This is a genomic window from Arenimonas maotaiensis (assembly GCF_014638745.1).
Classification (GTDB): domain Bacteria; phylum Pseudomonadota; class Gammaproteobacteria; order Xanthomonadales; family Xanthomonadaceae; genus Arenimonas; species Arenimonas maotaiensis.
Genome location: NZ_BMFO01000002.1, coordinates 194902 through 220641, shown reverse-complemented (window position 1 = coordinate 220641; position 25740 = coordinate 194902). Strand labels below are relative to the sequence as shown.

Annotated in this window: 22 protein-coding genes; 5 read left to right on the top strand and 17 right to left on the bottom strand. The window is 68.2% G+C overall.

All coding sequences use genetic code 11. From position 1 onward, the window contains the following. Positions 1–34: 34 nt before the first annotated feature. Genes pilB through coaE form a run of 4 tightly spaced genes read left to right on the top strand, consistent with a single transcriptional unit; the run spans position 35 to position 4496 of the window. Complete coding sequence (gene pilB / locus IEV56_RS05040; protein WP_188448420.1) at positions 35–1756, top strand: type IV-A pilus assembly ATPase PilB; 1722 nt, start codon at positions 35–37, stop codon at positions 1754–1756. 3 nt (positions 1757–1759) lie between these two features. After that, positions 1760–3022, top strand: coding sequence for a type II secretion system F family protein (locus IEV56_RS05035; protein WP_188448418.1), 1263 nt, complete (start codon positions 1760–1762; stop codon positions 3020–3022). Further along, on the top strand, positions 3022–3885 hold the full coding sequence (locus tag IEV56_RS05030; protein WP_188448416.1) for a prepilin peptidase: 864 nt from the start codon (positions 3022–3024) through the stop codon (positions 3883–3885). Before IEV56_RS05035 ends, IEV56_RS05030 begins: the two co-directional genes overlap by 1 nt. Continuing rightward, on the top strand, positions 3885–4496 hold the full coding sequence (gene coaE / locus IEV56_RS05025) for a dephospho-CoA kinase (protein ID WP_188448414.1): 612 nt from the start codon (positions 3885–3887) through the stop codon (positions 4494–4496). The genes IEV56_RS05030 and coaE overlap by 1 nt, the downstream gene beginning before the upstream one ends. A 67-nt stretch (positions 4497–4563) precedes the next feature. Here coaE and IEV56_RS05020 read toward each other — a convergent pair whose 3' ends face one another. The 3 genes from IEV56_RS05020 to IEV56_RS05010 all read right to left on the bottom strand — a co-directional run bounded on the left by IEV56_RS05020 (position 4564) and on the right by IEV56_RS05010 (position 9294). Then, positions 4564–5532: a Nudix family hydrolase gene (locus IEV56_RS05020; RefSeq protein WP_188448412.1), complete on the bottom strand. Its 969-nt coding sequence runs from the start codon at positions 5530–5532 to the stop codon at positions 4564–4566. Next, positions 5532–8240, bottom strand: coding sequence for a preprotein translocase subunit SecA (gene secA / locus IEV56_RS05015; RefSeq protein ID WP_188448410.1), 2709 nt, complete (start codon positions 8238–8240; stop codon positions 5532–5534). The genes IEV56_RS05020 and secA overlap by 1 nt, the downstream gene beginning before the upstream one ends. 130 nt (positions 8241–8370) lie before the next feature. Beyond that, positions 8371–9294, bottom strand: a complete 924-nt coding sequence (locus tag IEV56_RS05010; RefSeq protein WP_229730189.1) for a M23 family metallopeptidase — start codon at positions 9292–9294, stop codon at positions 8371–8373. Here IEV56_RS05010 and IEV56_RS05005 point away from each other — a divergent pair. Then, complete coding sequence (locus IEV56_RS05005; RefSeq protein ID WP_188448408.1) at positions 9281–9643, top strand: DciA family protein; 363 nt, start codon at positions 9281–9283, stop codon at positions 9641–9643. The two genes, IEV56_RS05010 and IEV56_RS05005, sit on opposite strands and share 14 nt — an antisense overlap. A gap of 97 nt (positions 9644–9740) precedes the next feature. Here IEV56_RS05005 and lpxC read toward each other — a convergent pair whose 3' ends face one another. The 14 genes from lpxC to rsmH all read right to left on the bottom strand — a co-directional run bounded on the left by lpxC (position 9741) and on the right by rsmH (position 25740). Continuing rightward, complete coding sequence (gene lpxC / locus IEV56_RS05000; RefSeq protein WP_188448406.1) at positions 9741–10655, bottom strand: UDP-3-O-acyl-N-acetylglucosamine deacetylase; 915 nt, start codon at positions 10653–10655, stop codon at positions 9741–9743. Positions 10656–10852: 197 nt separating this feature from the next. Beyond that, entirely contained in the window at positions 10853–12076 is a 1224-nt protein-coding gene (ftsZ, locus tag IEV56_RS04995; RefSeq protein ID WP_188448404.1) for a cell division protein FtsZ, read from the bottom strand. A gap of 77 nt (positions 12077–12153) precedes the next feature. After that, positions 12154–13395 (bottom strand): cell division protein FtsA, encoded by a 1242-nt coding sequence (gene ftsA, locus IEV56_RS04990; protein ID WP_188448402.1) that lies wholly within the window; start codon positions 13393–13395, stop codon positions 12154–12156. Further along, positions 13392–14132, bottom strand: coding sequence for a cell division protein FtsQ/DivIB (locus tag IEV56_RS04985; RefSeq protein ID WP_188448400.1), 741 nt, complete (start codon positions 14130–14132; stop codon positions 13392–13394). The genes ftsA and IEV56_RS04985 overlap by 4 nt, the downstream gene beginning before the upstream one ends. After that, positions 14129–15064: a D-alanine--D-alanine ligase gene (locus IEV56_RS04980; protein WP_188448397.1), complete on the bottom strand. Its 936-nt coding sequence runs from the start codon at positions 15062–15064 to the stop codon at positions 14129–14131. The genes IEV56_RS04985 and IEV56_RS04980 overlap by 4 nt, the downstream gene beginning before the upstream one ends. Next, positions 15061–16494, bottom strand: a complete 1434-nt coding sequence (gene murC, locus IEV56_RS04975; protein WP_188448395.1) for a UDP-N-acetylmuramate--L-alanine ligase — start codon at positions 16492–16494, stop codon at positions 15061–15063. The genes IEV56_RS04980 and murC overlap by 4 nt, the downstream gene beginning before the upstream one ends. Then, complete coding sequence (gene murG, locus IEV56_RS04970; protein WP_188448394.1) at positions 16491–17570, bottom strand: undecaprenyldiphospho-muramoylpentapeptide beta-N-acetylglucosaminyltransferase; 1080 nt, start codon at positions 17568–17570, stop codon at positions 16491–16493. The genes murC and murG overlap by 4 nt, the downstream gene beginning before the upstream one ends. Further along, positions 17567–18847 carry a putative lipid II flippase FtsW gene (gene ftsW, locus IEV56_RS04965; RefSeq protein ID WP_188448392.1) on the bottom strand — a complete coding sequence of 427 codons (1281 nt, stop codon included), beginning with the start codon at positions 18845–18847 and terminating at the stop codon, positions 17567–17569. The genes murG and ftsW overlap by 4 nt, the downstream gene beginning before the upstream one ends. After that, positions 18847–19929 carry a phospho-N-acetylmuramoyl-pentapeptide-transferase gene (gene mraY, locus IEV56_RS04960; RefSeq protein ID WP_188448390.1) on the bottom strand — a complete coding sequence of 361 codons (1083 nt, stop codon included), beginning with the start codon at positions 19927–19929 and terminating at the stop codon, positions 18847–18849. The genes ftsW and mraY overlap by 1 nt, the downstream gene beginning before the upstream one ends. After that, positions 19919–21304 carry a UDP-N-acetylmuramoyl-tripeptide--D-alanyl-D-alanine ligase gene (locus IEV56_RS04955; protein ID WP_188448388.1) on the bottom strand — a complete coding sequence of 462 codons (1386 nt, stop codon included), beginning with the start codon at positions 21302–21304 and terminating at the stop codon, positions 19919–19921. Before IEV56_RS04955 ends, mraY begins: the two co-directional genes overlap by 11 nt. Further along, the gene (locus IEV56_RS04950) at positions 21301–22779 is read right to left on the bottom strand and encodes a UDP-N-acetylmuramoyl-L-alanyl-D-glutamate--2,6-diaminopimelate ligase (protein WP_425488562.1); all 1479 of its coding nucleotides are present in this window, start codon (positions 22777–22779) and stop codon (positions 21301–21303) included. The genes IEV56_RS04955 and IEV56_RS04950 overlap by 4 nt, the downstream gene beginning before the upstream one ends. Next, positions 22776–24527: a peptidoglycan D,D-transpeptidase FtsI family protein gene (locus IEV56_RS04945; protein ID WP_188448386.1), complete on the bottom strand. Its 1752-nt coding sequence runs from the start codon at positions 24525–24527 to the stop codon at positions 22776–22778. The genes IEV56_RS04950 and IEV56_RS04945 overlap by 4 nt, the downstream gene beginning before the upstream one ends. After that, complete coding sequence (gene ftsL / locus IEV56_RS04940; RefSeq protein WP_188448384.1) at positions 24524–24793, bottom strand: cell division protein FtsL; 270 nt, start codon at positions 24791–24793, stop codon at positions 24524–24526. The genes IEV56_RS04945 and ftsL overlap by 4 nt, the downstream gene beginning before the upstream one ends. Next, a complete protein-coding gene (gene rsmH, locus IEV56_RS04935) occupies positions 24790–25740 on the bottom strand; it encodes a 16S rRNA (cytosine(1402)-N(4))-methyltransferase RsmH (RefSeq protein ID WP_188448382.1) in 951 nt (316 codons plus the stop codon). Before rsmH ends, ftsL begins: the two co-directional genes overlap by 4 nt.

Sequence of the window (25740 nt, the reverse complement as noted above, 5' to 3'; positions counted from 1 at the left end):
GCTTCGGAATGGGGAATTCTGAACAAGAGCAAGCATGAGCGTACCAGCCGCCAATCTCGTGGGAATCACCGGCATCACCCGCCGCCTGGTGCAGGACGGCGCCCTGGAAGAAGCCGCCGCCCGCGCCGCCCAGGCCGAGGCCGCCAAGGACAAGCGTCCGATCCAGAAGTACCTGATGGAGAAGAAGCTGGTCAACCACCAGCAGATGGCCGCCGCGTTCTCGCTGGAGTTCGGCCTGCCGCTGTTCGACCTGTCGAGCATGGACCTGAGCCAGTCGCTGGCCAGCCTGATTCCCGAGGAACTGGCCAACAAGCAGCAGGTGCTGCCGCTGCAGAAGCACGCCGGCAAGGTGTTCGTGGCCATCGCCGACCCGACCAACAGCACCGCGCTGGACGCCGTCAAGTTCGCCACCAACTCGCTGGTGGAACCGGTGGTGGTGGCCGAGGACGCACTGCGCCGCGCGTTGGAGCTGGCCTACAACAACCCGGCCGATACCCTGGATGATTCGGGCGACGACGAGCTGGTCAACCTGGAGGCCATCGGCGGCGACGAGGAACTGGGCGAGGACAAGGCCGACAACAAGGCCGACGACACCCCGGTGGTGAAGTTCGTCAACAAGCAGCTGACCGACGCCATCCGCCGCGGCGCCTCCGACATCCATTTCGAGCCCTACGAAACCGAATCGCGCGTGCGCTTCCGCACCGACGGCATCCTGCGCGTGGTGGCCAAGGCACCGATCGGCCTGCATCCGCGCATCGCGGCGCGCCTGAAGGTGATGGCGGCGCTGGACATCGCCGAACGCCGGGTGCCGCAGGACGGCCGCATCAAGCTGAACCTGAGCAAGACCAAGCAGATGGACTTCCGCGTCAGCACCCTGCCGACCCTGTTCGGCGAGAAGATCGTGCTGCGCCTGCTCGACGGCTCGGCCGCCAAGCTCGGCATCGAGAAGCTGGGCTACGAAGACGAGCAGATGAAGCAGTACCTGGACGCGCTGAACAAGCCGTACGGCATGATCCTGGTCACCGGCCCGACCGGCTCGGGCAAGACCGTGTCGCTGTATTCGGGCCTGAACATCCTGAACACGCCGGAGCGCAACATCTCCACCGCCGAGGATCCGGTCGAAATCCGGGTGCCGGGCATCAACCAGGTGCAGGTCAGCAACAAGAAGGGCATGACCTTCGCCGCCGCGCTGCGCTCGTTCCTGCGCCAGGACCCGGACGTGATCATGGTCGGCGAAATCCGCGACCTGGAGACCGCCGAGATCGCCATCAAAGCGGCGCAGACCGGCCACCTGGTGCTGTCCACCCTGCACACCAACGATGCGCCGCAGACCATCGCGCGCCTGATGAACATGGGCATCGCGCCGTACAACATCACCTCCTCGGTCACCCTGGTGATCGCCCAGCGCCTGGCCCGCCGCCTGCACGACTGCAAGAAGCCGATGAAGCATCCGCTGCCGCCGCAGGCCCTGCTCAAGGAAGGCTATAGCCAGGCCGAGATCGACGCCGGCATCACCCTGTACGAACCGATCGGCTGCGACGAATGCACCGAGGGCTACAAGGGCCGGGTCGGCATCTATCAGGTCATGCCGATGAGCGAGCCGATCCAGGAAATCATCCTGAACGGCGGCAACGCGCTCGACATCGCCCGCGCCGCCGAACAGTCCGGCGTCAACGACCTGCGCCGCTCCGCCCTGCTGAAAGCCAAGGCCGGGGTCACCAGCCTGGCCGAAATCAACCGCGTCACCAAGGACTAACTTATGGCCGCCTCCCGTTCCGCCACCGCGAAAAGCAGCAAGGCCCCGGCCCGCGCCGACGACATCCTGAAGCAGTTCAGCTGGAGCGGCGTCGACAAGCGCGGCATCAAGATGAAGGGCGAGGAATCCGCCAAGTCCGAGAACGCGCTGCGGCTGGAGCTGCGCAAGCGCGGCATCGTCAACCCGACGGTGAAGCCGGTGGCCAAACCGCTGTTCGGACAGGCCGGCAAGACCATCACGCCGCAGGACATCGCCATCTTCTCGCGCCAGCTGGCCACCATGATGCAGTCCGGCATCCCGATGGTTCAGGCTTTCGGCATCGTGGCCGGCGGCCAGAAGAACATCCGCATGCAGAACCTGCTGGAGTCGATCGGCGCCGACATCGCCAGCGGCACCGCGCTGTCCGAGGCGCTGGCCAAGCACCCGCTGTACTTCGACAAGCTGTACCAGAACCTGGTGTTCGCCGGCGAAAACGCCGGCGTGCTCGATACCGTGCTGGACACCATCGCCAGCTACAAGGAGAACATCGAGACCCTGAAGGGCAAGATCAAGAAGGCGCTGTTCTACCCGGCGGTGATCATCGTGGTCGCCATCCTGGTCTCGGCCATCCTGCTGATCTTCGTGGTGCCGACCTTCCAGAACCTGTTCAAGGGCTTCGGTGCCGACCTGCCGGCGTTCACGCTGATGATCATCGCCGCCTCCGACTTCATGATCAAATGGTGGTGGGTGATCCTGGGCATCGCCATCGGCGGCGCGTTCTTCTTCGTCAGCAGCCTGAAGCGCTCGCGCGCCTTCGCCGAATTCATCGACCGCGCCCTGCTGAAGGTGCCGGTCATCGGCCAGATCCTGCACAACTCGGCCATCGCGCGCTTCTCGCGCACCCTGGCGGTGACCTTCAAGGCCGGCGTGCCGCTGGTCGACGCGCTGGCCACCGTGGCCGGCGCCACCGGCAACATCGTGTACGAAAACGCCGTGCTGCGCATCAAGGACGACGTCGCCACCGGCTATCCGCTGAACGTGGCGATGAAGCAGGTCGGCGTGTTCCCGCACATGGTGATGCAGATGACCGCGATCGGCGAGGAGGCCGGCGCGCTCGACACCATGCTGTACAAGGTCGCCGATTTCTACGAGCAGGAAGTGAACAACGCGGTGGACGCCCTGTCCAGCCTGATCGAGCCGATGGTGATGATCGTCATCGGCCTGGTGGTCGGCTCGATGGTGATCGGCATGTACCTGCCGGTATTCAAGCTCGCGGCCGCGATCTGATGGAAGCCCTCGCCCAGCATCCGGCCCTGGCCATCGGGTTGGTGTCCGTCTTCGGCCTGCTGGTCGGCAGTTTCCTGAACGTGGTCATCCTGCGTCTGCCGGCGCGCATGGAATGGAGCTGGCGCCAGGAAGCGCGCGAGATCCTCGGCCAGCCGGAAGCCTACGAACCCAAACCGCCGGGCCTGGTGGTCAGCCGCTCGGCCTGTCCGCACTGCGGCCATGCCTTGGCCGCCTGGGAAAACATCCCGCTGCTCAGCTTTCTGCTGCTGCGCGGCCGCTGCCGCGCCTGCCAAGCCCCGATCTCGCGGCAATACCCGGCGGTCGAACTGATCACCGGCCTGCTGTTCGCGGCCTGCGCCTGGCGCTTCGGCATCTCGCTCGAGCTCGGCTTCGCGCTGGCGTTCACCGCGGCGCTGGTGGCGCTGTCCGGCATCGACCTGCGCACCACCCTGCTGCCCGACCAGATCGTGCTGCCCCTGCTCTGGCTCGGCCTGCTGGCCAGCCTGGTCACCCTGTTCGTCGATCCGGTCTCGGCCATCCTCGGCGCCGCCGCCGGCTACCTCAGCCTGTGGTCGGTGACCGCGCTGTTCAAGCTGCTGACCGGCAAGGACGGCATGGGCGCCGGCGACTTCAAGCTACTGGCCGCGCTCGGCGCCTGGTGCGGGTTCAAGGCCGTACTGCCGATCATCCTGATCTCGTCGGTGGTCGGCGCCGTCATCGGCTCGATTTGGCTGGCCACCGCCGGCAAGCACCGCGATACCCAGATTCCGTTCGGGCAATACCTGGCCATCGCCGGCTGGCTGCAGTTCATTTCCGGCGTCGACCTGCTCGGCCTGTACCTAGGCTGGGCGCTGGGGCGCTGATGGCGTTGCGGCTCGCGGTCAGCGGCGGCATCGCGGCCGGCAAATCCGCGGTCTGCGCGGTATTGGCCGAGTGCGGCGCGCACATCATCGACGCCGATGCGGTGGCGCGCGAACTGGTACGGCCCGGACAACCGGCCTTGGCCGAGATCGCCGAACGGCTCGGCGCGCGCTTCGTCTCCGCCGACGGCCTGGACCGCGCCGCCCTGCGCGCGCACGTATTCGCCGATGCCGATGCCAAAGCGGCGCTGGAAGCCATCCTGCATCCGCGCATCCAGGCCGAGCTGCGCCGCCAGTGCGAGGCATCCACCGCACCGGTGACCGCCGTCGCCATCCCGCTGCTGACGCCCGCCAGCCGCGCCGGCGCCTATGCCTGGCTGCAACGCGTACTGATCGTGGAAGCGCCGCGCGCGGCGCAGGTCGCCCGCATCGCCGCGCGCGATGGCTCCGGCCGCGAGCTGGCCGAGGCCATGGTGTCGGCGCAGCTGGACAGCACCGGCCGTCTGCCGATGGCCGACGACGTGCTGATCAACGACGGACCGCTGGCCGACCTGCGCGATTGGTCGCGGCGGCTGTATGCGCGCTACGCGGCCTTGGGCAGCGCGTCGCGCTGATCTCCGGAAGCCGGGCATGAAAAAGGCGGCTGTCGGCCGCCTTTTCGGATAAGGCAAGAACCGCGGCTCAGCCCAGACTGGGCCAGAACGCGCGGATGCCGGCCACGCCCTGCGCGCCGTGTTGGCGGGCCGTCGCCACATCGTCCGGCCCCAGGCCGCCGATGGCGAAGATCGGCAAGGACACTTCCGCGCGCATCTCCTGCCAGGCCTTCCAGCCCATCGGTGCCACATCGGGATGGCTGGCGGTCTTGTTGACCGAACCCAAAACCACGAAATCCAGGCCGAGCGCCTGCGCGTGCTTGAGCTGCTCGAGGTTGTGGCAGGAGGCCGAGACCGGCAGGCGCGCCGCCAGCGGGCGGGCGTGCAGGCCCATCAGCTGCTCGCTGGTCAGATGCAGACCGACGTCGAAATCGTGCGCCAAGCCGAGTTGGCCGTTGATCAGCAGCTGCGCCTTGTGCTTCTTGCACAGCGCCACGGTGAGCGTGAGCAGGGCCTTCAGCGGCTTCTCCTGCCAGGTCTTGGCGCGCAGCTGCACCAGACGGTGGCCGCGCGAGAGCGCCGCGTCCAACTCGCGCAGGAAGCGGGTGGTGTCGGTGGTCGGCTCGGGGGTGATCAGGTAGTGCGCCGGTTTCTGCAAAGCCGCCACCACCGGCAGGTCGGCCGGCGGCATCGGATACGAGGTCAGCTTGCCGTTCGGCACCCAGGCCAAGGCCTGGTTCTCCATGCCGCGCGGCTGGCCGGCGTACTTGGTGACGCGGAACACGTCGAGTTTGATGGCCTTGCTGCCGTGGTGCTGCGGCACCGACATCAACGGCTCGGTGGCCAACACGTCGATGCCGAGCTCTTCCTTCAGTTCGCGCTTGAGCGCCGCTTCCGGGCTTTCGTTGCGCTCGACCTTGCCGCCCGGGAACTCCCAGGCGCCGGCCAGATCGCGTCCGCTGGTGCGGCGGGCGAGCAATACGCGGCCGCTGGCATCGGTGAGCACGCCGGCGGCGACGGGAACGATTCGGGGGGTGTCGAGGGGGGATCTGCGCATCAGCCTAAACGTCCGTGACATTGTTTGAATTTCTTGCCGCTGCCGCACGGACAGGGGTCGTTACGGCCGACCTTGGGGCCGTCCACGTGCACCACGCCCATGTCGGCCAGCTCCTCGTCCGGGCCGGTGTTGCCGACGCCCGGATGCTGGAACGCCATCTGGCTGGCCTGCTGCTCGTGGCGGCGGCGGTCTTCGGCCTCCATCGCGGCCGCATCGTCCTCGTCGCGCACGCGCACGCGCGCCAGCATCGAGGTGACGTCGAACTTGACCTTGTCCAGCATCTCGCTGAACAGCTCGAAGCTCTCGCGCTTGTATTCCTGCTTGGGCTGCTTCTGCGCGTAGCCGCGCAGGTGGATGCCCTGGCGCAGGTAATCCATGCGCGCCAGATGCTCCTTCCAGGCCTGGTCGAGCACGTTCAGCATGATCAGCTTCTCGATCTGGCGCGCGGTCTCGGCGCCGATGTCGGCTTCCTTGGCGGCGAAATGGGCGGCGACGCGCTCCTGCACCGCGGCGGCGAGCGCGGCGTCGTCCAGCTCCTCGCTGCCGGCGGCCAGCGCGCGCAGGTCGACGGCGACCGAGAACTGCTCGAGCAGGACGCGCTCGAGGCCGGTCAGGTCCCACTGTTCGTCGATCGAATCGCGCGGCACGAACTTGCGCACCTGCTCCTCGATGACGTCCTCGCGGATGGCGGCCACGGTCTCGGCCACGTCGTCGGCCTCCAGCAGCTCGTTGCGCTGCTGGTAGATGACCTTGCGCTGGTCGTTGGCGACGTCGTCGTACTCCAGCAGGTTCTTGCGCATGTCGAAGTTGTGCGCCTCGACCTTGCGCTGGGCGTTCTGGATCTGGCGCGAGACCAGGCCGGACTCGATGACCTCGTCCTCCTTCATGCCCATGCGGCGCATCGCGGTCTGCACCCAATCGGCGGCGAAGATGCGCATCAGGTTGTCTTCCAGCGACAGGTAGAAGCGCGAGGAACCCGGGTCGCCCTGGCGGCCCGAGCGGCCGCGCAGCTGGTTGTCGATGCGGCGCGATTCGTGGCGCTCGGTGCCGATGATGTGCAGGCCGCCGGAGGCCAGCACCTGCTCGTGGCGCTGCTGCCAGGCGGACTTGGCCGCCGCCTTGGCGGCCTCGTCGGCGTCCTCGCCGAGCGCCTGCAATTCGGCCTCCAGACTGCCGCCGAGCACGATGTCGGTGCCGCGGCCGGCCATGTTGGTGGCGATGGTGACCGCCTTCGGCGCGCCGGCGTTGGCCACGATGTGCGCTTCGCGCTCGTGCTGTTTGGCGTTCAGCACCTCGTGCGGGATGCCGGCCTTGCGCAGCTCGCCGGCCAGCAGTTCGGAGGTCTCGATCGAGGTGGTGCCGACCAGCACCGGTTGGCCGGCGTCGAAGCAGCGCTGGATGTCCTTGACCACGGCCTTGAACTTGGCTTCGCGGGTCAGGTACACCAGATCCGGATCGTCCTTGCGGATCATCGGGCGGTGGGTCGGGATCACCACCACTTCCAGGCCGTAGATGTTCTGGAACTCGTAGGCTTCGGTGTCGGCGGTGCCGGTCATGCCGGCCAGCTTGCCGTACATGCGGAAATAATTCTGGAAGGTGATGCTGGCCAGCGTCTGGTTCTCGCGCTGGATCGGCACGCCTTCCTTGGCCTCCACCGCCTGGTGCAGGCCGTCCGACCAGCGACGGCCGGCCAGGGTGCGACCGGTGAACTCGTCGACGATGATGACTTCGCCGTCGCGCACGATGTAGTCGACGTCGCGCTGGTACAGCGCGTGCGCGCGCAGGGCGGCGTTCAGGTGGTGCACCACCGACAGGTTATGGCCGGAGTACAGGCCGTCGTCCTCGGCCAGGATGCCGGCTTCGCGCAGGATGTCCTCGGCGTGCTCCATGCCGGCTTCCGACAGGTGCACCTGCTTGGATTTCTCGTCGACCCAATAGTCGCCCTCGCCGTCCTCTTTCTCCTGGCGGACCAGCTTGGGCACGATGCGGTTGACCTTGAGGTACAGTTCCGGCGACTCGTCGGCGGGACCGGAGATGATCAGCGGCGTGCGCGCCTCGTCGATCAGGATCGAGTCTACCTCGTCGACGATGGCGAAGTTCAGGCCGCGCTGGAAGCGCTCGTCCTTGTGGCCGGCCATGTTGTCGCGCAGGTAGTCGAAGCCGTATTCGTTGTTGGTGCCGTAGGTGATGTCGGCGGCGTAGGCGGCCTTTTTGTCGTGGTGCGGCATGCCCGGCACCACCACGCCCACGCTCAGGCCGAGGAAGTTGTACAGCTTGCCCATCACCGCGGCGTCGCGGCGGGCCAGGTAGTCGTTGACGGTGACCACATGCACGCCCTTGCCGGACAGCGCGTTCAGGTACACCGCCAAGGTGGCGACCAGGGTCTTGCCCTCGCCGGTGCGCATTTCCGCGATGCGGCCCGAGTGCAGCACCATGCCGCCGATCAGCTGCACGTCGTAGTGGCGCAGGCCGAGCGCACGCACCGAGGCCTCGCGGCAGACCGCGAAGGCCTCCGGCAGGATCTGGTCCAAGCTCTCGCCGGCGGCGACGCGCTGCTTGAATTCGGCGGTCTTGGCTTTCAGGGACTCGTCATCGAGCGACTTCAGCCCCTCTTCCAACTGGTTGATGCGCTGCACGCTCTTCTGGTACTGGCGCAGGACGCGCTCGTTGCGGCTGCCGAAAAGTTTGGTAAGCAATTGATTGAGCATGGTTGAACCGGTGGGAGGAGGGGCCCGCGCGGGCGGGACTCGGGCCTCGGGGGCCGCAAATGACAACGGCCATCCGGGGGGATAGCCGTGTATTTTAACCTGTGGGCGGATTTTCCGATATCAAGACCGCTTACTTGGCCCTGTCGGCCCAGCCGCTGGCGTCGAGAAACGCGCGCGGATTGACCGCGCGGCCGTCCTTGTGGACTTCGAAGTGCACGTGCGGGCCGGTCGAGCGGCCGGTCGAGCCGGCCTTGGCCACCATCTGGCCGGCGCGCACCACGTCGCCTTCCTTCACGGTGAACGCCGAGTTGTGGGCATACACGGTGACGTAACCGTTCTGGTGGTCGATTTCGACCACGTTGCCGAAGCCGTTCTTCCAGCCGGCGTATTTGACCAAGCCGTTGCCGGCCGAGCGCACCGGGTCGCCGGTGTTGGCGTCGAAGTCGATGCCGTTGTGGTGGGCGCGGCCGCCCAGGATCGGATGCATGCGATACCCGAAGCCGGAGGTCACGAAACCGTCGCTCGGGCGGGTGGTCGGCTGCGATTTCAGCTCCAGTTCCTGCTCGAACAGCATCGACTCCAGCACCGACAGCTGCTGGGACGAGGCCTCGAACTCGGCCGAGACCTGCTTCAGCGAGGCCTTCAGCTCGGCCGCGCTGACGTCTTCGGCGGTTTCATCGCCGCCGGCGCCGGGCACACGCTCGAAATTGAATTCGCCGCCGCTGAGCTTGCTGTCGCGGGTCAGGCGGATGCCAAGCGCGTTCAGGCGGTTGGCCTGGGCCTGCAGCTCGGCCAGGCGCAGGGCCATGGCGTTCATGTCGCGCTGGTTGTCGGCGCGCAGCTCGGCGATCAGCCGGTCCTGCTCGGCCACGCGGCTCTTCAGCTGCGCCACCTGCAGGTTGCCGAACACCGAGTTGGCGGCGAACCCCAGGCCGAACACGGCCGACAGCAGGAGCACGGCCGCGCCGGCGAACGTCGCCGCGGTGCGGCGCTCGGCCAGATTGATTTTTTTCGGTGCTTTCAGGTGTTTTGAAACTAGAATGACGTTGAGCATCGAACCATCTCTGGAAATCATGGGCGCAGACAAGCCATTCAAACCCGAGCGTTCCGCGCTGCAAGCGCTGGAACAGACGGGCCTTGCGGCCTTGGTCGCGCGCGCCGGTGAACTGGCGTCGCTGGACCGTTTACTGCGTCGGAACCTGCCCGAGGCCCTGGCCAAGCAGTGCCGCTTGGGGGCATGGCGCGAAGGCAGGCTGGTTTTTCAGGTGTCCAATCCGGTCTGGAAGAACAAATTGCGCCTGCACAGCCGGGAAATCCTCGACCACGCCAACGCCCTCGGGCTTCCTGCCCGTGAAATCCGGATTACGATCGACCTGGCCTTTCAGCCGGGGGACGATCGATGACCGGACAATTGTGGGGGAAAACCCGAAACAAAGGGTTAAGGGGTAGTTAAATTCAGGTTAAATGCCTGATTTTTCGTATGATTTCTTAAAGCCGGACTCAGGCAACTGCGACCGGGTTCACATACGAGATGGGCGCTTCGGCCGGATCTTCGAACACCACCTCTTCCCAGGCGTCGCGGTCGGCGATCAGGGCGCGGAGCAGTTGGTTGTTCAGCCCATGGCCCGATTTATAGGCGTAGTAGGCCCCGATCAGGCTATGGCCCATCAGGTACAGGTCGCCGATGGCGTCCAGGATCTTGTGCTTGACGAACTCGTCGTCGAAACGCAGGCCGTCCTCGTTCACCACCCGGTAGTCGTCCAGCACGATGGCGTTGTCCAGGCTGCCGCCCAGGGCCAGGTTGCGGTCGCGCATGTACTCGATGTCCTTCATGAAGCCGAAGGTGCGGGCGCGGCTGACTTCCTTGACGAAGGAGGTGGTGGAGAAGTCGATTTCGGCGTTGGACGCCGATTTCTTGAAGGCCGGATGCTTGAAATCGATGGTGAAGCCGACCTTGAAGCCCTCGTAGGGCTCGAAGCGGGCCCATTTGTCGCCGTCGGTGACCTGCAGGGTCTTCTTGATGCGGATGAAGCGCTTGGGCGCGTTCTGCTCTTCGATGCCGGCCGACTGGATCAGGAACACGAACGGACCGGCGGAGCCGTCCATGATCGGCACTTCTTCCGAGGACAGGTCGATGTAGGCGTTGTCGACGCCGAGACCGGCCAGGGCGGCCAACAGGTGTTCGGTGGTCTTGATCTTGACCTGGTTTTCGTCGACCAGCACGGTGCACAGCTGGGTCTGGCCGACCAGATGGGCCTGGGCCTTGACCTCGACCGGGGTCGGCAGGTCGATGCGGCGGAACACGATGCCGGTGTTGGCGGCGGCCGGACGCAGGGTCATGAACACCTTTTCGCCGCTATGCAAGCCCACGCCGGTGGCGCGGATGACATTCTTCAATGTGCGTTGCTTGATCATGACGGGATTTTACGCATCCGACGGTGTATGGAATGTAAACGCAGCCGCCTTGTGCTTGAATTCATTACGCTTATGGCGGTCGGTCATTGTAAAGCAAAATCCCCGCGTTGGCGAAGAAGGACCCGCCGGCGGACCGGCGGGCCAAGTTCGGTCCGGGACCGCAAGGACGACGGCCCCGGAGTGACGCGGTCGCCGCTTCAGTCCGCTTGGCGGCGCAGGAACGACGGGATGTCGAGGTAGCTCTGGCCGGCCGAACCGGCCATGTCGTTCAACGCGGTGCTCGGGCCGCCCACGGTCGGCTCGGTCCGGCTGCCGCGGCGCAGGTTGGCCGAGATGCCGCCGGCCGACAGGCCCGGCGGGCTGACCGGATCGAACGGCAACGGGCCGTCGGTGCCGGTGGCCTGCTGCCAGCGCGGTTCGGTCTTGACCAGCTCCGGGCGGACCTGGGCGCGGGCGCGGGCCTGGTTCAGGCCGGTGGCGACCACGGTCACGCGCACTTCGTCGCCCATGTTGGCGTCCAGCACGGTGCCGACCACCACGGTGGCGTCTTCCGAGGCGAAGGCTTCGATGGTGCTGCCGACCTCGTCGAATTCGCGCATGGTGAAGTTCGGACCGGCGGTGATGTTGACCAGCACGCCGTTGGCGCCCTGCAGGTTGACCTCATCCAGCAGCGGATTGTTGACCGCGGCTTGGGCGGCGGCCTGGGCGCGGTCGTCGCCGCGGGCGATGCCGGAGCCCATCATGGCCAGGCCCATCTCGCTCATCACGGTGCGCACGTCGGCGAAGTCGACGTTGATGATGCCCGGACGGGTGATCAGGTCGGCGATGCCCTGCACGGCGCCCAGCAGCACGTCGTTGGCGGCCTTGAAGGCGCTGATCATGGTGGCGTCGCGGCCGAGCACGGTGATCAGCTTCTCGTTCGGCACGGTGATCAGCGAGTCGCAGTGCTTGGCCAGCTCCTCGATGCCCTGCAGCGCGGTCTGCATCCGGCGGCGGCCCTCGAACGGGAACGGCTTGGTGATCACCGCCACGGTCAGGATGCCCAGCTCCTTGGCGACCTGCGCCACCACCGGCGCGGCGCCGGTGCCGGTGCCGCCGCCCATACCGGCGGTGATGAACACCATGTCGGCGCCGTCCAGCGCGCGGATGATGGTCTCGCGGTCCTCGAGCGCGGCCTGGCGGCCCACTTCCGGATTGGCGCCGGCGCCCAGGCCCTTGGTGACGTTGGCGCCCAGCTGCAACTGGGTCTTGGCGCCGCACTGCTTGATCGCCTGCGCGTCGGTGTTGGCGGTGATGAATTCGACGCCTTCGACGCCGGAATTCACCATGTGCGCCACGGCGTTGCCACCGCCGCCGCCGACGCCGACCACCTTGATTACCGCATTGGGTGCGGCCTGCTCAACTAATTCGAAATATGCCATGGTTCTGTCCTCTTTGTTTTATGTATGAAAAACCGGAAACGCCCTGTACCGCTGTTTACCGCCCTGTTACCGCACTCTTACAATTCGCCTTTGATGATCCGGCCGAGCTTGCCCAGCCAACCGCCGACCGCATTGCCGCCGCGGAAGCCCGGACGGCGCGGGTTGTCGTTCAGCCGGCCCCACTGCATCAGGCCGACCGCGGTGGCGAAGGTCGGATTGCCGACCACTTCGCCGAGGCCCTGGATGTGCTGCGGCACGCCCTCGCGCACCGGCATGTGCAGCATCTCCTCGGCCAGCTCGACCACGCCTTCCATGCGGGCGGCGCCGCCGGTCAGCACCAGCCCGGCGCGCACGAACTCCTCGAAACCGGAACGGCGCAGCTCGGCGTGCACCATCTCGAAGATCTCCTCGTAGCGGCTCTGCACCGCCTCGGCCAGGCTTTGGCGGGTCATCCGGCGCGGCGCGCGGCCGCCCACGCCCGGCACCTGGATCGATTCGTCGGCGCGGGTCAGCTGCGCCAGCGCGCAGGCATAGCGGACCTTCAGCTGTTCGGCGTCGGGCGTGGAGGTACGCAGCAGGTGCGCGATGTCGTTGGTGACCTGATCGCCACCGATCGGCAGCGAGGCGGTGTGCCGGATGTAGCCGCCGGCGTAGACCGCGATGTCGGTGGTGCCGGCGCCCATGTCGACCAGCACCACGCCGGACTCCTTCTCGTCGGCGCTCAGCACCGCGTGCGAGGACGCCAGCGAGGACAGCACCAGGCCGTCGACCTGCAGGCCGCAGCGGCTGATGCACTTCTCGATGTTGGCGGCGGCCGAGGTGGCGGCGGTGATCAGCAGCGCGTGCAGCTCCAGGCGCACGGCCGACATGCCGACCGGATTGCGCACGCCCTCCTGGAAGTTGTCGAGGATGTATTCCTGCGGGATGGCGTGGATGATGCGCTGGTCGGAGGAGATCGCCACCACCTTGGCGGCCTGCAGCGCCTGGTCGAGGTCGTGGTACTGCACTTCGCCGCCGGCCACCGGCGAGATGCCGGACGAACGCCGGCATTCGGTATGCGATCCGGAGATCGAGGCGTACACCGAGCGGATCTCGCAACCGGCCATCACCTCGGCCTCCTCGATGGCGCCCTTGATCGACTCGACGGTCGACTCGATGTCGACCACCACGCCGCGGCGCATGCCGCGCGAATCGTGGGTGCCGAGGCCGATGACTTCGATCTCGTCGAGCTCGTGGGAGTACTCGCCGACCAGGGCGGTGACCTTGGAGGTGCCGATGTCGAGGCCGACGATCAGGGATTTGTCGCTTTTGCGGGTCATATGCGGATGTCTTCCGTTGGGTTCGAAGCGGCGGCCGGTGCCGGCGCCGGTTTCCAGGTCAGGGCGAAGCCGTTGGTGTAGCGCAGGTCGGCGTGCGCCAGCCGGCGCGTCTCCTCGCGTTTTATCTTCGGCAGTAGCGCCACGAAGCGGTTCAGGCGCGCGTCGGCGTCGTTGCGGCCGATATCGAGCACCAGACCGTCCGACAGCACGATCCGCCAGGCGTTGCGCTCGCTGATGCTCAGTTCGCGGATGCCGAGCCCGACCGACTGGAACAGCGGCTGCGCGCGGCGGTAGAACGCGACCATGTCCTGCGCCTGCAGGGCATGGCCGTTGAACGCCGGCAAGACCGGCAATCCGGCCTTGGGCCGGGCGAACACCGAGCCCTGCTCGGCCAGCAGCTGCGTGCCGTTCCAGACCGCCAGCGGCCGGTATTCGTGCAACTTGACCACCAAGGTATCCGGCCACTGCTTGCGCACCTCCACCCGCTCGACCCAGGGCAGCGCTTCCAGCTCGCGCTCGATGGCCTTCAGGTCGACCGCGAAAAAACCGCCGCGCGCATGCCGCGCCACCGCCGCGCGCACCGGCGCCTGGCCGACGAACTCGAACGGCGCCGAGACCTGCAGGCGCTTCATCGGCCAATGCTGGCCGCCGACCCAGCCGCCGAGCACGGCCACCACCGGCGAGGCCAGGATGGCCAGCACCAGCAGTCCGAGCAGCAGGCGGCGGAAGGCGGTCATCGGCGCGCGCCCTCCAGGCTGGACTCGAGCACCCGCCAGCACACGGTCGGGAAGTCGATGCCGATCTGCGCGGCGGCCTTCGGCACCAACGAATGCGAAGTCATGCCGGGCGCGGTGTTGACCTCCATCAGCATCAGCCGGCCGTCGCCGTGGCGCATGATGTCGACGCGGCCCCAGCCGTCACAGCCGGCGGCGCGGAAGCCGGCCAGCGCCAGCGCGCGGATCGCGTCTTCGTCTTCGCCGTCCAGGCCGGGGCAGATGTATTGGGTGTCGTCGGCCACGTACTTGGCGTGGTAGTCGTACCAGTCGCCGGCCGGCACGATGCGCACCGACGGCAGCGCCGTGTCGCCCAGCACGCCGACGGTGAACTCGCCGCCGGTCAGCATCTGCTCGGCCAGCAGCTCGCCGGCGTAATCGGCGGCGAAGGCCACGGCCGGCGCCAGATCGGATTCCTCGGCGATGCGGAACACGCCGACGCTGGAGCCTTCGGTGGACGGCTTGACGAACACCGGCAGGCCGAGCTCGCGCACCGCGGCGGCCAGATCGCCGCCGGGCGGGATGCGCACGAAACGCGCGGTCGGCAGGCCGGCCGCGATCCACACCTGCTTGGTGCGGATCTTGTCCAGGGTCAGCGCCGAACCGAGCACGCCCGGGCCGGTGTACGGCACGTCCATCGCCTGCAGCAGGCCCTGCAGCACGCCGTTCTCGCCGTCGCCGCCGTGCAGGATGTTGAACACGCGGTCGACGCCGCCGGCGCGGATGGCCTCGACCAGCGCCGGGATGCCGTCGACCGCGAAGGCCTCGACGCCCTGCGCCTGCAGCGCGGCCAACACGTTGCGGCCCGAATCCAGCGAGACCTCGCGCTCGGAGCTGTTGCCGCCCATCAGCACGGCCACCCGGCCGAAACGTTTGGGGTCGTGTACCGTCTTCATGCCTTGTGCTCCGACATCAGGCCGCTGGCGGCCAATTCATTCGCGACCGCGCCGATATCGCCGGCGCCCATCATCAACAGCAGATCGCCGTCCTTCAGCACGTCGCCCAGGATCTGCGGCAGGGCCTTGGCCGGGCCGGCCACCACCGGATCCAGCCGGCCGCGCGCGCGGATGGCGCGCGCCAGCGACTTGGCGTCGGCGCCCAGGATCGGGGCTTCGCCGGCGGCGTACACGTCGGTCAGCACCACGGCGTCGGCTTCCGACAGCACGGCGCTGAACTCGTCGAACAGGTCGCGCGTGCGCGAATAGCGGTGCGGCTGGAACGCCACCACCAGCCGGCGCTCGGGCCAACCGCCGCGCGCGGCGGCGAACACCGCCGCCAGCTCGCTCGGGTGGTGGCCGTAGTCGTCCACCAGCAGCGCGCTGCCCTGCTTCAGCGCCAACTCGCCTTTCAGGTTGAAGCGACGGCCGACGCCCTGGAATTCGCCCAAGGCCTTGGCGATGGCGGCCGGCGCCACGCCCAGTTGCCAGGCCACCGCCGCCGCCGCCAGCGCGTTCAGCACGTTGTGGCGGCCGGGCATGTTCAGCGCGATGTCCTGCGCCACGCCGTCCGGCAGGTGCAGGGTGAAATGCATCTGGCCGCCGCGCTGGCGCACGTCGCTGGCGCGCACGTCGGCGGCGTCGCGGAAGCCGTAGGTCAGGCAGTGGCGCGGCATCTCGTCGGCCAGGGCGCGCACTTCGTCGTCTTCGATGCAGAGCACGGCCAGTCCGTAGAACGGCAGGCGGTGCAGGAATTCGGAGAACGCCTGGCGCACGCGGTTGAAATCGCCGCCGTAGTTCTCCAGATGGTCGGCTTCGATGTTGGTCACCACCGCCACCAGCGGATTCAGGCGCAGGAAACTGCCGTCGCTTTCGTCGGCCTCGGCCACCAGCCACTGGCCGGAGCCGAGCTGGGCGTTGGCGCCGGCCGACAGCAACTGGCCGCCGATCACGAAGGTCGGGTCCATGCCGCCCTCGCGCAGCACGCTGGCGGTCAGCGAGGTGGTGGTGGTCTTGCCGTGTGTGCCGGCGATGGCGATGCCGCGCTTGAAGCGCATCAGCTCGGCCAGCATCTCGGCGCGCGGCACGATCGGGATGCGCTTTTCGCGCGCGGCCACACGCTCGGGATTGTCGGCCTTGATGGCGCTGGACACCACCACCACGTCGGCGCCCTCGATGTGGCCGGCGGCGTGGCCCTTGAACACGGTCGCGCCCATGGCCTGCAGCCGGCGCGTGGCCTGGCTGTCGCTTTGGTCGGAACCGCTGACCTGGTAGCCGAGCGTGACCATGACCTCGGCGATGCCGCTCATGCCGGAGCCGCCGATGCCGATGAAATGCACGCGCGGAAAGGCGCGGGCCAGATCGCCCTCTTTCAGCAGATGGCGCTTCATGCCCTCACCTCGCGCAGGACCAGCTCGGCCACGTCCTCGGCCGCGTGCGGAAACGCCGCGGCGCGCGCCGCGTTGGCCATCGCCAGGCGTTTATCGGAATCGGATGCCAACATCGTGAGTGCGTCCTTGAGTCGCTGCGGCAGGTCGGGACCTTGACGGAACCACAGACCGCCGCCGTGTTGTTTGAGGAATTCGGCGTTCTTGGCCTGATGGTCGTCGACCGCGGTCGGCAGCGGCACCAGCAAGGCGGCGACGCCGGCCGCGCAGATCTCGGCCACGGTCAAGGCGCCGGCGCGGCCGATGACCACGTCGGCCCAGCCATAGGCCGCGGCCATGTCCTGGATGAACGGTTCGAGCGAGGCGTCGACGCCGACGGCCGCATACGCCTGCCGTGTTTCGTCCAGCAGTTTCTCGCCGCACTGGTGGCGGATGTCGAGCCGGCGCGGAATCCCGGCGAATACCGCCGGCAGCACCGCATTCAAGGCGCGTGCACCCTGGCTGCCGCCGAGCACCAGCACCCGCAGCGCCTCGCCGTCGTGGCGGCGCTGCGCCGGCGGCGGCAAGGCGCTGATTTCCGGCCGCACCGGATTGCCGACGATGGTGTTCGGTACCTTGCCGAAGCTGTTCGGGAAACCGGTTAGCACCTTGTCGGCCAGACGCGCGAGCAGGCGGTTGGTCAGGCCCGGTGCGCAATTCTGCTCATGCACCAGCAACGGATGGCCCAATAGCCAAGCCGCCACACCGCCCGGGCCGGCGGCATAGCCGCCGAAGCTGATCACCGCCGCCGGGCGATGCGCCATCATCAGGGACCGCGCTTTCAGCACCGCCTTGCCTACCGTCAACGGCGCTTTCAGCAGGCCTGCGATGCCTTTGCCGCGCAGGCCTTTGACCGCCAGGGTCTCGATCGCGAAACCGCGCGCCGGCACCAAGCGCGTCTCCATGCCGCCGTCGGTGCCGAGCCACAGCACCGTTTCGCCACGGGCGCGCAGGGCCTCGGCCACGGCCAGACCGGGGAAGATGTGGCCGCCGGTGCCGCCGGCCATGATCACCACGGGTGCGCGCGGGGCGTCGCTCATGCCGGCGCCCCCGCTTTCGGTTCGATGCGTCGGCCGCCGATGCGGGCGGCCGCTTGCGCGGCGCTCGGGCGGCTTTCGTCGCGCGCGGCAACACCGGCGTCGTCGCTCCGCGGCGCATCGGTGCGCTCGCCGCGTTGGCGGCGGGCGCGGTCAAGCTCATAGCTGATGCGTAGCAACAGGCCCATGGCCGTGCAGGTCATCATCAAGCTGGAGCCGCCGGAGGAGATCAGCGGCAGGGTCAGGCCCTTGGTCGGCAGCAGGCCGAGGTTGACGCCGACCGAGACCGTGGCCTGGATGCTGATCCACAAGCCCAAGCCGAACGCGCAGTAGGCGGCGAACGGACGGTTCAGCTCCAGACAGCCCAGGCCGGTGCGGAACGCGCGCCAGGTCAGGATGCCGAACAGCAGCACCAGCAGGCAGACGCCGATGAAGCCGAACTCCTCGGCGTACACCGAGAAGATGAAGTCGGTGTGCGCTTCCGGCAGGTAATCCAGTTTCAGGATGCTGCCGCCCAGGCCGACGCCGTCCAGACCGCCGCGGCCGATGGCGATGAACGCCTGCACCAGCTGGAAGCCGGAATCGAACTGGTCGGCCCACGGATCGAGGAAGGAGGTCAGGCGCTTGACGCGATACGGCTCCATCCAGGCGATGAAGCCCATGGCGACGCCCATCACGATGGCCGGGCCGACGATGTGGCGCTGGTTGGCACCGCCCAGCCAGACCATGCACAGGGTGATCGCCAGCAGCAGCGCGGACGAGCCGAAGTCCGGCTGCAACAACAGCAGGAACACCAGCGCGCAGGCGATGCCGAGCGGTTTCAGCAGGGTCTTCAGGCTGCTGCCGATCTGGTCGCGGTAGCGCACCAGGTAGCTCGACAGCCAGACGATGAACATCAACTTGACCGCCTCCACCGCCTGGAAGCCGAGCGGGCCGACGCGCACCCAGCGGCGTGCGCCGTTGACCGAATGGCCCAGGCCGGGAATCCAGACGCTGACCAGCGCCAGAAAGCACAGGCCCAGGAACACGTAGCCGTATTTCTCGACCTGCTTGATCTCGGTACGCAGCGCGACCGCGGCCAAGCCCAGGCCGACGGCCAGGAACAGCAGATGGCGGTTGATGTAATAGAACGCGCCCTGCCCGGTCATCACCGCGTACGACATCGAGCTGGAGGCCACCATCACCACGCCCAGCGCCAACAGCACGCCGATCGCGCACAGCATCGGCACGTCGACGCGGCCGCCGAGTTCCTGGTATTTGGTGGCCTGCGGAGCCGCCATCAGCGCACCTTCAGGGTCGCCAGCGCGACCAGCACGAGGATGACCGAGATGATCCAGAAGCGCACGATCACGCGCGGTTCCGGCCAGCCCTTGAGTTCGAAATGATGGTGGATCGGCGCCATGCGGAACACGCGCTTGCCGGTCAGCTTGAACGAGGCGACCTGGATCATCACCGACAGCGTTTCGATCACGAAGATGCCGCCCATGATCACCAGGATCAGCTCCTGGCGTACGATCACCGCGATGGCGCCGAGCGCCGCGCCCAGCGCCAGCGCGCCGATGTCGCCCATGAACACCATGGCCGGGAAGGTGTTGAACCACAAAAAGCCCAGCCCGGCGCCGGCGATGGCGGCGCAGACGATGGCCAGCTCGCCGGCGCCCGGCACCGACGGGATCTGCAGGTAGTTGGAGAACACCGCGTTGCCGGAAGCATAGGCGAAGATGCCCAGGCCGCCGGCGACCAGCACGGTCGGCATGATGGCCAGGCCGTCCAAGCCGTCGGTCAGGTTGACCGCGTTGGAGAAGCCGACGATCCAGAAATACGCCACCACCATGAACAGCGCGCCCAGCGGCACCGCCACGTTCTTCAGCAACGGCAGGTACAGCGTGGTGTTGGACGGCGCGTCGGCGGTGACGAACAGCACCACCGCGGCGATGGCGCCGAACACCGACTGCAACGCGTATTTATGGCGCGACTTCAGGCCGTTCGGGTCGCGCCGCACGATCTTGATCCAGTCGTCCAGCCAGCCGATCAGGCCGTAGGCGACCAGCACCGCCAGCACGATCCAGACGTAGCGGTTGCGCAGGTCGGCCCACAGCAGGGTCGACAGGGTGATGGTCATCAGGATCAGCGCGCCGCCCATGGTCGGCGTGCCGGCCTTGGAGAAGTGCGACTGCGGGCCGTCGGTGCGGATCGGCTGGCCGCCTTTCAGCCGCGACAGCCGGGCGATCACCGACGGGCCCAGCCACAGCGACAGCGCCAGCGCGGTCAGGGCGCCGAGGATGGCGCGCATGGTGATGTAGTCGAACAGCGCGAACAGACGGGCGAATTCCTGCAGCCAACGGGCCAGTTCAAGCAACATGCGGGGTCTCCTTGGCGCCGAAGCGCTGCGTCAGGGCGTCGACCACGAGATCCATCCGGCTGGAACGCGAGCCCTTGACCAGCACGCGCTGGTCGGCCCGCAATCCGTCGCCGAGCGCGGCAGTCAGCGCCTCGCGGTCGGTGAAGTGGGTGGCGCCGTCACCGAAGGCGGCGGCGGCGGCGGCGCTCAGCCGGCCGCAGGTCAGCAGGCGGCCGATGCCGGCCTGTTTGGCCAACGCGCCGGTCTGGGCGTGCAGGTCTTCGGCGCCGGGGCCGAGTTCGGCCATGTCGCCCAGCACCAAGACCGCGGTGCGGCCGTCCAAGGCGCAGGCTTCGCGCAGGGAGGCGATGGCGGCGGCGACCGAACCGGGATTGGCGTTGTAGCTGTCGTCGACCAGCACTGCGCCGTTGCCGAGCGTGCGCACGGCCTGCCGGCCGGCGACCGGACGCGCGGCCTGCAGGCCTTTGACCACGGCCTCGAACGGTGCGCCGGCGGCCAGCGCCATGGCCGTGGCGGCCAACGCGTTCAGCACGTTGTGCCGGCCGGGGAACGGCAGGCGGATGTCGGCGCGGCCGGCCGGACTGACCAGCTCGAAGCGCGAACCGTCGGCGTCCAGCGCCAACGCGCGGGCACCGACGTCGGCGTTGTTGTCCAGCCCGAAGCGCAGCACGCCGCGGCGGCCGATGCGCTCCAGGAAATACGGCGCGAAGGCGTCGTCGACGTTGACCACCGCCATGCCGTCGTCCGGCAGCGCCTCGTAGATGGCGCCCTTGGTCTCGGCGATGCCGAGCAGCGAGCCCATGCGTTCGATGTGGGCCGGCGCGATGTTGTTGACCAGCGCCACGTTCGGGGTCACCACGCTGCACAGGTAGGCGATGTCGCCCGGCTTACCGGCGCCCATTTCGTAGATGGCGAACTCGGCGTCTTCCGGCGCGTCGATGACCGCCAGCGGCAGGCCGATCTCGTTGTTGCGGTTGCCGGGATTGACGTAGGCGCGGCCGGCTTCGCGCAGGATGGCGTGCAGCAGGGTCTTGACCGAGGTCTTGCCGTTGCTGCCGGTCAGCGCCAGCGTCACCGCCGGGCGGCCGCGGGCGATGCCGGCGGCGATGTCGGCCAGCGCCTGTTCGGTGTCGGCGCACAGGACGTGCGGCAGCGCGGTCGGCACCGGCTTGTGTAGCAGCAGCGCGGCGGCGCCGTTGTCGGCGGCCTGATCGGCGAACTCGTGCGCGTCGAAGCGTTCGCCGCGCAGCGCCACGAACAGCGCGCCGGCCAGGTCTTCGCGGCTGTCGGTGCTGACGCGCGCGACGGGGACGTCGTCGCCGACCAGGCGGCCTTCGCACCACTGCGCGATCTGCGACAGCATCAGCGTCCTCATGCCGCCACCTGCAGGCATTCGCCGGCCACGGCACGGTCGTCGAACGGGGTCTTCACGCCGTTTACTTCCTGATAGGTCTCGTGGCCCTTGCCGGCGATCAGCACGATGTCGCCGGCATCGGCTTCGGCGATGGCCTCGGCGATGGCGCGGCGGCGGTCGCGCTGCACGCACACTCGCTCCGGCGCGCGGAATCCGGCGCGGATCTCGGCCACGATGGCGTCGCCCGACTCGCTGCGCGGATTGTCGTCGGTGACCCAGACCGCATCGGCCCATTGTTCGACGCTGGCCGCCATCAGCGGCCGTTTGCTGCGGTCGCGGTCGCCGCCGCAGCCGAACACGCAGATCAGCCGCGCTTGGCTGTGGCCGCGCAGGGTCTTCAGCGCCTGTTCCAGGGCGTCCGGCGTGTGCGCGTAATCGACCACCACCAGCGGCTTGCCGTCGCTGCCGCCCAAGCGGCTCATGCGGCCGCCGACCGGATCCAGCCGGCCCAGCAGCGCGGCGACGTCGGCCAAGGGCAGGCCCTGGGCGCGCAGCACGCCGGCCACCGCCAACAGGTTGTCGACATTGAAGCGGCCGAGCAAGGGCGAAGCGACCTCGACTTCGGCGCCGGCTTCGCATAGACGGAAACGCATGCCGTCCAATCCCAGACGCACGTCGTCGGCGCGCAGGTCGGCGACGGCAGCGCCGGCGGAAGAGGTGCGGATCACGGCCAAGCCGGATGGCAGGCGGCCGGCCAATTCACGGCCGTAGGCGTCGTCGATGTTGATCACCGCGTGGCGCAGGCCGGGCCAGGCGAACAGCGTGGCCTTGGCCTCGAAATAGGCCGCCATGGTGCCGTGGTAATCCAGATGATCCTGGGTCAAATTGCTGAACACCGCGGTGTCGAATACGACCTCGGCCACGCGGCCTTGGTCGAGCGCGTGCGAGGACACTTCCATCGCCACCAGCGTGGCGCCGTCGTCGCGCATGGCGCCGAGCGCGCGGTGCACCGCGATGACGTCCGGCGTGGTGCGCTCGCCGGCCTGCAGGCGTCCGTACAGGCCGGTGCCGAGCGTACCGATGGTGCCGGCGACGCGGCCGAGCAGCGTGAAGGCCTGCGCGATCAGTTGCACGGTGGAGGTCTTGCCGTTGGTGCCGGTCACGCCGACCACGGTCATCGCTTTCGACGGCGCGCCGTAGAAACGGTCGGCGAGCGCGGCCTGCAGGCGCTTGAGTTCCGGCACCGGCAGCGCGTTCGGCGGCGGCGCGGCGCCGGCCGGCGCCGGCGGTTCGAACAACACCACGGCGGCCTTGGCCGCTTGTTCGGCATTCAGATAGCTCAGGCCGTGTGCGCTCAGGCCGGGCACGGCCAGGAACGCATCGCCGTCGGCGACGGCGCGCGAATCGGCGCACAGGCCGCGGATGTCGCGGTCGGCGTCGGCCGGCACGGCGAACAGGCCGTCGGCCAGCGCGCTCAGGCGCATACTCCGGCTCACGGCGTCACCTCCGGCACCGGCGGCACATCCTCTTCGGCCGCCACAGGCGCGGCCGGTTTAGCCGGCGCGGCATCGGCATACCATTGCGCGATGTTGTCCGGCGGCACGTCCATCAGGCGCAGCGCACCGTCCATCACGTGGTGGAACACCGGCGCCGAGATCACGCCGCCGTAGTAACCGCCGGCCGAGGGCTCATGCACCACCACCGCCATCGCGAAACGCGGATTCTCGATCGGCACCACGCCGGCGAACAGCGAGATGTAGCGTCGCTCGTAGCCGCCGGCCACGGCCCGGCGCGAGGTGCCGGTCTTGCCGGCCACGCGGTAGCCCTTGATCGCGGCTTGGGTGGCGGTGCCGCCGGGTTCGATCACGCCCTCCAGCATACGCAGCACGTCGTTGGCGATGTGCGCGTCGACCGCCCGCACGCGCCGGGTCTTGGCGCCCTTGATGAAGGTCGGGCTGACGCGCACGCCGCCGTTGGCCAGCGTGGCGTAGGCCTGCGCGATCTGCAGCGGCGTCACCGACAGGCCGTAGCCATAGGAGATGGTGGCCTTCTCGACCGGACCCCAGCGGTTCGGCGCCGACAGCACGGCCGAGGATTCGCCGGGGAAGCCGGACTCGGTCTTCTCGCCGAAGCCGAAGCGGCTGAACACGCCGTACATGTGCTGGTTGCTCATGGTCGCGGCCAGTTTGGCCGAGCCGATATTGGACGACTTCACCAGCAGCCGGCGCAGGGTCACCGGGCCGTAGTCGTGCACGTCGGAGATGTAGCGGTTGGCGATGCGGTACTTGCCCGGGCCGGTCGGGATCACGATGTCGGGGTCGATGCCGTTCTCGAGCGCGGCGGCCACGGTGAACGGCTTCATGGTCGAACCCGGCTCCAGCACGTCGGTGACGGCGGCGTTGCGCCGGCGCGAAGGCGGGATGTTCTCGCGCGAATTCGGGTTGTATGACGGATAGTTGACCATCGCCAGCACTTCGCCGGTCTTCACGTCCAGCACCACCGCGGTGCCGGAGCGCGCCTGATGCTGCAGCACGGTCTTCTTCAGCTCGCTGTAGGCCAGGTACTGGATGCGGCGGTCGATCGACAGCACCAGGTCCTTGCCGTTCTCGGCCGGACGGATCAGGTCGACGTTCTCGACCACGCGGCCGCGGCGGTCGCGGATGATCTTCTGCTTGCCGGGCGTGCCGGTCAGCCAGTCGTCGAAAGCCTTCTCCATGCCCTCGATGCCGTGCTCGTCGAGGTTGGTGAAGCCGATCACCTGCGCCATCACCTCGCGGTGCGGATAGAAGCGGCGGAATTCGCGGCTGCTGTACACGCCGGGAATGTCGAGATCGAGCACGGCCTTGGCCGCGTCCGGATTCATGTGCCGGCGCAGGTACATGAACTGCTTGTCCTTGCGCTGCGCCAGCTTCAGGGTCAATTCGTCCACCGGCAGACCGACCGCGCGCGCCAGCTCGGGCACGCGCTTGGCGTCGACCAGCAGTTCCTTGGGATTGACCCACAGCGATTCGACCGGACTGGACACCGCCAACGGCTCGCCGTTGCGGTCGGTGATCATGCCACGGGTGGTGGCGATGGTGACCTCGCGCAGGAAGCGCTCGTCGCCGGCGGCCTGCAGGCGGTCGTCGGCAATCAGCTGCATGTAGGCGGCGCGCGCCACCACCACCGTGCCGCAGAACAGCAGGATGCCGACGATCAGGCCCAGACGGGCCCGCGGCTGGCCGGCGCGCGGCATCGGTCTCATGGCTGCACCACCGTGATCTCGTTCTCGGCCGGGAAACGCATGCCGAGCTTGTCGGTGGCGATGCCGACGATGCGCGCGCTTTCCGACACGGTGGCCTGCTCGGTCTGCAGACGGCGGAACTCGACGTTGAATTCGTCGCGCTGCTTCTGCAGGCGGCTCAGCTCGATGTAGGCCTGGCGGTGCGAATGGCGCGAATACACCACGGCGACGGCGCTGGCGATGCAGGCCAGGATCAACGCGGCCAGGGCGAACAGGCGCGGGCTCATGCCGTACCCGCCTTTTCGGCCACGCGCAGCACGGCGCTGCGCGCGCGCGGGTTTTCGGCCAGCTCGTCGTCGCCGGCCTTGAGCGCGCCGGAGACGTCGTGCAGGGTCGGCCGGAACGGCGCGGCCGCCGGCATGCGGCGGTTGCCGGCCGGCGCCTTCGCGCATTTGGCGATGAACTGCTTGACGATGCGGTCTTCCAGCGAATGGAAGCTGATCACCGCCAGCCGGCCGCCGGGCTTGAGCAGGTCGTGCGCGGCCTGCAGGCCGGCTTCGAGGTCGGCCAACTCGCGGTTGATGTAGATGCGGATGGCCTGGAAGCTGCGGGTGGCCGGATGGATCTTGCCGTCGCCGCGGCCGACCACGCCGGCGATGCACTCGGCCAACTGCGCGGTGCGGGTGAACGGCGTGTCGGCGCGCTTGGCGACCAGCACGCGCGCGATGCGGCGGCTGAGCTTTTCCTCGCCGTACAGCCACAGCACGTCGGCGATGTCCTTTTCGGAGGCCTGCGCCAGCCACTCGGCGGCGCTTTGGCCGCGGCTGGTGTCCATGCGCATGTCGAGCGGGCCGTCCTGGCGGAAGCTGAAGCCGCGCTCGGCCACGTCCAGCTGCGGCGAAGACACGCCCAGGTCGAGCAACACGCCGTCCAGCCCGCCGCCCGCCGCCGGCCAGTGCGCCATGTCGGCGAACGAGCCGTGGTGCAGGCTGACCCGCGCGTCGGCGGTGAAGTGCGCCTCGGCGTGCGCGATGGCGTCCGGATCCTTGTCCATCAGCAGCAGGCGGCCGTCCGGGCCGAGCCGGTCGAGGATGCCGCGCGCATGCCCGCCGCGCCCGAAGGTGCCGTCGAGATAGCATCCGTCGGATTTGACTCGCAGGCCGTCCATAACCTCTTTCCACATCACGGGAAGGTGGCGGGGAGTCTGCTGCGTCACAGAGGTCCCGTTCGCCAT